Origin of the sequence: Pseudomonas sp. NPDC087346 (assembly GCF_044744235.1) — a bacterium.
GTDB lineage: Bacteria > Pseudomonadota > Gammaproteobacteria > Pseudomonadales > Pseudomonadaceae > Aquipseudomonas.
In genome coordinates, this window is record NZ_JBIUXX010000118.1 from 1 (window position 1) to 7,613 (window position 7,613).

Consider the following 7,613-nt stretch of genomic DNA (forward strand, 5'->3'; position numbering starts at 1 on the left):
CAAAAAAAACTCATTCTATACACTAATCACTAACTAACTGTAAGTCAGGGTCACGATCTGTTGGGCGTAGGAAGGATCGGTAAGGATTTCCTGATAGCCGGTCATTGCGGTGTTGAACACCACCTCTCCAACGGTCTGGCCGTCGGCTCCAATGGCTTCGCCGCGAAAAATGCTGCCATCAGCAAGGGCGAGTATGGCTGGCTTAGTCAAGAAGACCACCCGTAAATAAAGCATGAAGGGGCAATCGCAGGTTGTAAAAAAGCGGAGTGACGTATGGACACGTCACCCCGCTCATTCACTGAATTATTCTGCGCGCTTTTAGTGGACACACTAAAGCTGTAGCTTACAGAAAAAGGCTTTTTTGGTCTACCGCCAATGAGCCCGAAAGGGCGAAGAATGCGACAGGCCGTCGCGCAGCGGTGAAAAACCGGCACAAACTGGGTGTTTGCACCGGGATAAACTTTGGATCAACGCAGGTCGAGCACGTCCTGCATGTCGTAAAGACCCGCCTCACGACCATCCAGCCACAGCGCGGCACGCACGGCGCCCTTGGCGAAAGTCATGCGACTGGATGCCTTGTGAGTGATCTCCAGACGCTCACCCTCACAGGCGAACAGCACGGTGTGATCACCGACCACATCACCACCGCGCACAGTGGCGAAACCAATGGTTTCACGCTCACGCACGCCGGTATGACCCTCGCGACCATAGACCGCGACCTTCTGCAGATCACGATCCAGCGCACTGGCGATCACTTCGCCCATGCGCAGCGCCGTGCCTGACGGCGCGTCGATCTTGTTGCGGTGATGGGCTTCGATAATTTCGATATCCGCATCATCACCCAGCACGCGTGCCGCCATGTCGAGCAGCTTCAGCGACAGGTTGACGCCTACACTGAAGTTGGCAGCGAACACGATAGGAATATCCTTACCGGCCTCGACCAACAACTGCTTCTGCGCAGCATCCAGACCGGTCGTGCCGATCACCATGGCCTTGCCCGCCTTGCGGCAGAACGCCAGATTTTTCAGCATGACTTCCGGCAGCGTGAAGTCGATCAACACGTCGAACTCTTCCGCGACCGACTCCAGATGACCGGACAGCGGCACACCGATGCGTCCCAGCGAAGCCAACTCACCAGCATCAACACCGATCAGCGTACTGCCCGGACGCACAACGGCAGCCGTCAAACCGGTCAGCGGTGCGCGTTGCTGCACCGCCTCGACCAGAATCTTGCCCATGCGCCCGGCGGCGCCCATCACTGCAATACGTCGCATGCCGACTCCTTACAAATCGCCGAAGAAGCGCTTCACACCGTCGAACCAACCGGTGGTTTTCGGGGAATGGCTGTTGTCATCTGCCAGCGAACTGCGGAACTCTTCCAGCAATTCACGCTGACGACGATTCAGGTTGACCGGAGTCTCGACCGCAACGCGGCACATCAGATCGCCCGCACCACCGCCACGTACCGGCGCCACGCCTTTGCCGCGTACACGGAACTGCTTGCCGGTCTGAGTGCCTTCAGGGATTTTCAGTTTGACGCGACCGTCGAGGGTCGGAATTTCCAGCTCGCCACCGAGCGCCGCATCAACGAAGCTGATTGGCACTTCGCAGAACAGATGCTTGCCGTCGCGCTGGAAAATATCGTGCTCGCGCACATTGATAACCACGTACAGGTCGCCAGTCGGGCCGCCCTGCGTACCCGCTTCGCCTTCGCCGGAAAGACGAATGCGGTCGCCGGTATCGACGCCCGCCGGCACTTTGACCGACAGGGTTTTGTACTCTTCGATGCGACCGTCACCGTGGCAGGAATCGCACGGATCGGAAATGATCTTGCCCTGACCATGGCAGCGCGGGCAGGTTTGCTGCACCGAGAAGAAGCCTTGCTGCATGCGTACCTGACCGATACCGCCGCAAGTCGGGCACGTCGAAGGCGAGGAGCCTTTCTTGGCGCCCGAACCATCACATGGCTTGCAGTTGACCAGCGTCGGCACGCGAATATTCACGCTGGTGCCGCGAACTGCTTCTTCAAGATTCAGTTCCAGCGTGTAGCGCAAGTCGCTGCCACGCTGAGCGCCGCCACGGGAACCGCCGCGACCGCCACCGAAGAAATCACTGAAGACATCGCCGAAGATATCGGAGAAGTTCTGACCGCCGAAACCGGCGCCACCGCCACCCATGCTCGGATCGACACCAGCATGACCATATTGGTCATACGCTGCGCGCTTGCTCGAATCGGACAGCACTTCGTAGGCCTCGTTGGCCTCCTTGAACATCTCTTCCGATGCTTTGTCATCGGGATTACGGTCCGGGTGATGCTTCATGGCCAGACGGCGATAGGCCTTTTTCAGGTCTGCATCGCTTGAGCCACGCTCAACACCCAACACTTCGTAATAGTCACGCTTTGCCATAAGTCTTCTGCACTCTTGAGGACGTTCGGCAAACCCCTCCTGAGGATGGCCAAACTCGTTGAGCCCCAATACAGGCCCGGACCCAACTCACGTCAATTCAACGATCCTGGTCTTTGTTTCATTTGGTACTTGCGGCGCGAAAAGCAGGAGCATTCCCGGCCATACCAGCAGCATCCGAAGCTTGTCGCATGCTGTAAAAATTCGCGTATTCCAGATACGCCAACGCGGGAGCAAGCTCCCGCGCGGCGACATCCTACCAGTCACTGCCTAAAGGCAGTCAACCGGCCGACCAACAACTTACTTGTGGTCTTTGACTTCTTCGAACTCGGCATCGACAACATCGTCAGCCTTTTCCGCTTTCTCGTCGTGCGGTGCCGCGCCTTCAGCAGGCTGAGCCTGTTCGGCGTACATCTTCTGGGCAACCGGTGCCGAGAGTTTCGACAGCTCTTCGACTTTCGCTTCGATGGCAGCCTTGTCGTCGCCTTTCACAGCGGCTTCCAGGGCAACCACAGCAGCTTCGATCGCAGTCTTCTCTTCAGCGGTCACTTTATCGCCGGCATCGACGATCATTTTGCGCGTCGAGTGAACCAGTGCGTCGCCCTGGTTACGGGCTGCGGCCAGCTCTTCGAACTGACGGTCTGCGTCGGCGTTGGTTTCAGCATCACGAATCATCTGCTGAATTTCTTCCTCGGACAGACCCGAGTTAGCCTTGATCACGATCGACTGAGTCTTGCCGGTAGCCTTGTCTTTCGCGCCGACGTGCAGGATGCCGTTGGCGTCGATGTCGAAGGTCACTTCGATCTGCGGCACACCACGTGGAGCAGGTGGAATGTCGGCCAGGTCGAACTTGCCCAGGGACTTGTTCTGTGTGGCTTGCTTACGCTCACCTTGCAGAACGTGAATGGTCACTGCGCCCTGGTTGTCATCGGCAGTCGAGAACACTTGCGATTTCTTGGTAGGAATCGTGGTGTTTTTCTCGATCAGCGCGGTCATCACGCCACCCATGGTTTCGATACCCAGGGTCAGCGGGCTGACGTCGAGCAGCAGAACGTCTTTCACGTCACCAGCCAGAACAGCACCCTGGATTGCAGCACCCATGGCAACAGCTTCGTCCGGGTTCACGTCTTTACGAGCTTCTTTACCGAAGAAATCGGTAACCAGCTTCTGCACCAGCGGCATACGAGTCTGACCGCCGACCAGGATCACGTCGTTGATCGCGCCAACGTCCAGACCAGCGTCTTTCATCGCAATGCGGCAAGGCTCGATGGTGCGCTGAACCAGGTCTTCAACCAGTGCTTCGAGCTTGGCACGCGAAATTTTCACGTTCAGGTGCTTAGGACCGGTGGCGTCTGCAGTGATGTACGGCAGGTTCACGTCGGTCGAATTGCTCGAAGACAGTTCGATCTTGGCTTTTTCAGCGGCTTCTTTCAGGCGCTGCATGGCCAGCGGATCACCTTTCAGGTTCATGCCGCTTTCTTTCTTGAATTCGTCAACGAGGTAGTCGATCAGACGAATGTCAAAGTCTTCACCGCCCAGGAACGTGTCGCCGTTGGTGGCCAACACTTCGAACTGGTGCTCGCCGTCAACTTCAGCGATCTCGATCACGGAGACGTCGAAAGTACCGCCACCCAGGTCGTAAACGATCACGGTGTGATCGCCCTTGGCCTTGTCCATACCGTAAGCCAGAGCGGCTGCGGTTGGTTCGTTGATGATACGTTTAACGTCCAGACCGGCGATACGGCCGGCGTCTTTGGTCGCCTGACGCTGGCTGTCGTTGAAGTAAGCCGGAACGGTGATGACCGCTTCGGTCACTGGCTCGCCGAGGTAGTCTTCGGCGGTCTTCTTCATTTTCTTCAGAATTTCAGCCGAGATTTGTGGCGGCGACATTTTCTGGCCGTTCACTTCAACCCAGGCGTCGCTGTTGTCAGCCTTGACGATCTTGTAAGGGACCATCTGGATGTCTTTCTGTACAACTTCTTCGTCAAAACGACGACCGATCAGACGCTTCACCGCGTACAGGGTGTTGTGCGGATTGGTCACTGCCTGACGCTTGGCGGACTGGCCGACCAGAATCTCGCCATCGTTGGCGTAAGCGATGATCGACGGCGTGGTACGCGCGCCTTCAGCGTTTTCAATAACTTTTGCTTTGCCGTTTTCCAGCACGGAGACGCAGGAGTTGGTAGTCCCCAGGTCGATACCGATAATTTTGCCCATGTTAACTCTCCCGAAACTTTGGATTTGGTTGCCGCAGCAGTGGTGGCTAACTGCGGTAGCACTTAAACGCTTGACTTATAAATGGGGGCCTTGCGGCGGATTTCAAGCCTGTTCGTCAATCGAAGGCGAAACCGGCGCAGGCGCCTTGCTGACCACGACCATTGCCGGGCGCAGCAAGCGACCATTGAGCTGATAGCCCTTCTGGAACACCTTCAAAACACTGTTCGGCTCAACATCAGCGCTTTCCTGCATGGCCATCGCCTGATGGTGAACGGCGTTGAACGGTTCGCCATGCGGATCGATCGCTTCAAGCTGATAACGCTTGAGGGTGTCCTGGAACATTTTCAGGGTCAGCTCGATACCTTCGCGCATCGGACGGATGCTTTCGTCGTCCGGGTTCGACAGTTCGAGACCGCGCTCCAGGCTGTCGACGATCGGCAGCAGGTCGCTGGCAAATTTTTCCAGCGCAAACTTGTGAGCCTTCTCGACGTCCTGTTCGGCACGACGACGGACGTTCTGCAGATCGGCAGCTACACGCAGAGACTGATCCTGCGCGGCGGCCAATTGCTCTTCGAGCACTTGTACACGGGTCGCCAGGTCATCACCCGAAGCATCGGATGCCTGATTGGCTTCTGGGTTTTGCGTATCTACTGTCTGTTCGTCAGCCATAGAATTCTCCTTTCAATATCGTCCGCGAGCCTGACTCGCGCTTCTGTCCCGATATATGGGGCCGCAAAATCAGGCTTCAAGGGCCTGCAACGATTACCCCTACAAAAAAGTGCTGCTTTGTCATTCCTGGATGCGCTAAAGGCTGATTTGATCCAAGCAAATCGAGCTAACGCCAAGGATTGTCAGTCCAGAACAAAACACTGTATAAATAACCAGACCTAAAGCCTGGGAGCGGCCTTTATGCTGGTGCACCTGTCCGTACATAACTACGCCATCGTTGAACATCTCGATCTCGAACTTGATCGCGGGATGAGCGTGATCACAGGGGAAACCGGCGCCGGCAAGTCGATCATGCTCGACGCCCTGGGCCTGACCCTGGGGGATCGCGCCGACAGCGGCGTGGTTCGCCCGGGCGCCGACAAGGCCGATATTCTCGCGACCTTCGATCTGGCCGACATTCCCGAAGCCAGCGTCTGGCTGGCCGAGCGCGATCTCGAAAACGACGGCCCGTGCATCCTGCGCCGGGTCATCACCGCAGAAGGACGCTCGCGCGGCTACATCAACGGCACGCCCTGCCCGCTCGGCGATCTCAAGGCCCTTGGCGAACTGCTGATCGACATCCACAGCCAGCACGAACATCAATCCCTGCTGAAGCCCGATACCCATCGACGCCTGCTCGACGAGTATGCCGGCGCCACCGATCTGGCCCGCCAGGTACAGCTTGCTGCCCAACGCTGGCGCCAGACCCGCCAGGAACTGGAGCGCCTCTCCAACTCCGGCGACGAACAACGCGCTCGTCACCAGTTGCTCAGCTATCAACTGGAAGAACTGGAAAATCTCAATCTCGGCGAAAACGAGCTTGAGCAACTGGAGCAGGAACACAAAAACCTGACCAACGCCGAAACCTTGCTCGGCATTTGCCGACAGGTAGTCGAGCAGTGCAGCGAAAGTGATTCAGGCAATGTCCTGAACGCGCTGACCGCCAGCCTCAACCGCCTCTCCAGCGTGAACAATTCAATTGGCGCTCTGGGCGAAGCCAGCAGTCTGCTGACCAGCGCACAGATTCAGGTTGAAGAGGCCGTCGGCGAACTCAATCGTTTCCTCGATAACTTCGATGCTGATCCTGCGCGCCTGCAATATCTGGAAGAACGGCTCGACGCCATCTACACCATGGCGCGCAAACACCGGATTCAACCGACCGAAGTTGCCGAGATGCAGCAGAAGCTGCTGGATGAAATCGAAACCCTCAACGCCAATGACGAATCCATCGAACGCCTGGGCGAAGAGCTGGCTTCGTATGCCCGCCATTATCAAGAGAAGGCCCGCGAGCTGAGCGATTTGCGCCATCAGGCCGCTGGCAGTCTGACGAGTGCGGTGGAACAAGAGATTCAGCGCCTCGGCATGCCGGGCGGGCGCTTCACTATTGAGTTGCTCCCCAACACCAGTAAAGAACTGCTGCCCAACGGCCTCGAACAGGTCGAATTGCTGGTCAGCGCCAACCCGGGCCAGCCACTCAAGGCGTTGGCAAAAGTCGCCTCCGGTGGTGAGCTGTCACGGATCAGCCTGGCGATTCAGGTGATCACCGCGCAGACCTCTCGCGTACCGACGCTGGTATTCGACGAAGTGGACGTGGGGATTGGCGGGCCGACGGCCGAGATTGTCGGCCAGTTGTTGCGCCGCCTGGGTGAACGCGGGCAGGTCCTGACCGTTACACACTTGCCACAAGTGGCGGCGCAAGGGCATCAGCATCTGTTCGTACACAAGGTGCGTGGGGAAGAAGCAACCCACACTGCCGTTTCCAAACTGAGTAAAAACGACCGTATAGAAGAAGTGGCGCGAATGCTCGGCGGCATCGACTTGACCAAGGAGTCCTTGGCGCACGCGAAAAAAATGGTGGTTACCGCGAAAGTTTAAGGACGGCAGAAAGCACGAAGGCGACCCTTGGGTCGCCTTCGTTCGTTTCGCGAATGTGAAATTCGCGCGACATGCTTACTTTTTCTTGCGTACGTACAGCACCAGGTTGTGATCAACCAGGTCGACACCGTGCTCTTCGGCAATTGCCTTCTGGAGCTTTTCGATTTCCGGGCTAACGAATTCGACAACCTCACCGGTTTCCACGTTGACCATATGGTCGTGGTGGCCACCATCGGCTAGTTCGAATACCGCATGGCCACCGTCGAAGTTATGACGGACCACGAGGCCAGCTGCTTCGAACTGGGTCAGAACACGGTAAACCGTGGCCAGACCGACATCCTCACCAGCTTCCATCAACGCCTTGTAGACGTCCTCGGCACTCATGTGACGCTGCTCGGTGGAGTCGAG

The 7,613-nt window shown here is 57.3% G+C and carries 6 protein-coding genes and 1 pseudogene; 1 reads left to right on the top strand and 6 read right to left on the bottom strand.

Translation table 11 applies throughout. From position 1 onward, the window contains the following. Positions 1-39 precede the first annotated feature (39 nt). The 5 genes and pseudogenes from ACIOZM_RS30760 to grpE form a co-directional block, all read right to left on the bottom strand. Positions 40-210: pseudogene (locus ACIOZM_RS30760) on the bottom strand (carbamoyl-phosphate synthase domain-containing protein); the annotation flags it as partial. A 257-nt stretch (positions 211-467) separates the two neighbouring features. Then, positions 468-1,274, bottom strand: a complete 807-nt coding sequence (dapB, locus tag ACIOZM_RS30765; RefSeq protein WP_401221242.1) for a 4-hydroxy-tetrahydrodipicolinate reductase — start codon at positions 1,272-1,274, stop codon at positions 468-470. 9 nt (positions 1,275-1,283) lie between these two features. Further along, positions 1,284-2,408: a molecular chaperone DnaJ gene (gene dnaJ / locus ACIOZM_RS30770; RefSeq protein WP_401221244.1), complete on the bottom strand. Its 1,125-nt coding sequence runs from the start codon at positions 2,406-2,408 to the stop codon at positions 1,284-1,286. Positions 2,409-2,705: 297 nt separating this feature from the next. Next, positions 2,706-4,622 (bottom strand): molecular chaperone DnaK, encoded by a 1,917-nt coding sequence (gene dnaK / locus ACIOZM_RS30775; protein ID WP_401221247.1) that lies wholly within the window; start codon positions 4,620-4,622, stop codon positions 2,706-2,708. 102 nt (positions 4,623-4,724) lie between these two features. Continuing rightward, entirely contained in the window at positions 4,725-5,291 is a 567-nt protein-coding gene (gene grpE, locus ACIOZM_RS30780) for a nucleotide exchange factor GrpE (RefSeq protein WP_401221250.1), read from the bottom strand. Between the two features lie 240 nt (positions 5,292-5,531). Between grpE and recN the strand changes: the two genes are divergently transcribed. Further along, entirely contained in the window at positions 5,532-7,205 is a 1,674-nt protein-coding gene (gene recN, locus ACIOZM_RS30785) for a DNA repair protein RecN (RefSeq protein WP_401221252.1), read from the top strand. 75 nt (positions 7,206-7,280) lie between these two features. Here the strand turns inward: recN and ACIOZM_RS30790 are convergent. Continuing rightward, positions 7,281-7,613 (bottom strand): transcriptional repressor (locus tag ACIOZM_RS30790; RefSeq protein WP_401221255.1); only part of this gene is annotated, 333 nt, incomplete at its 5' end.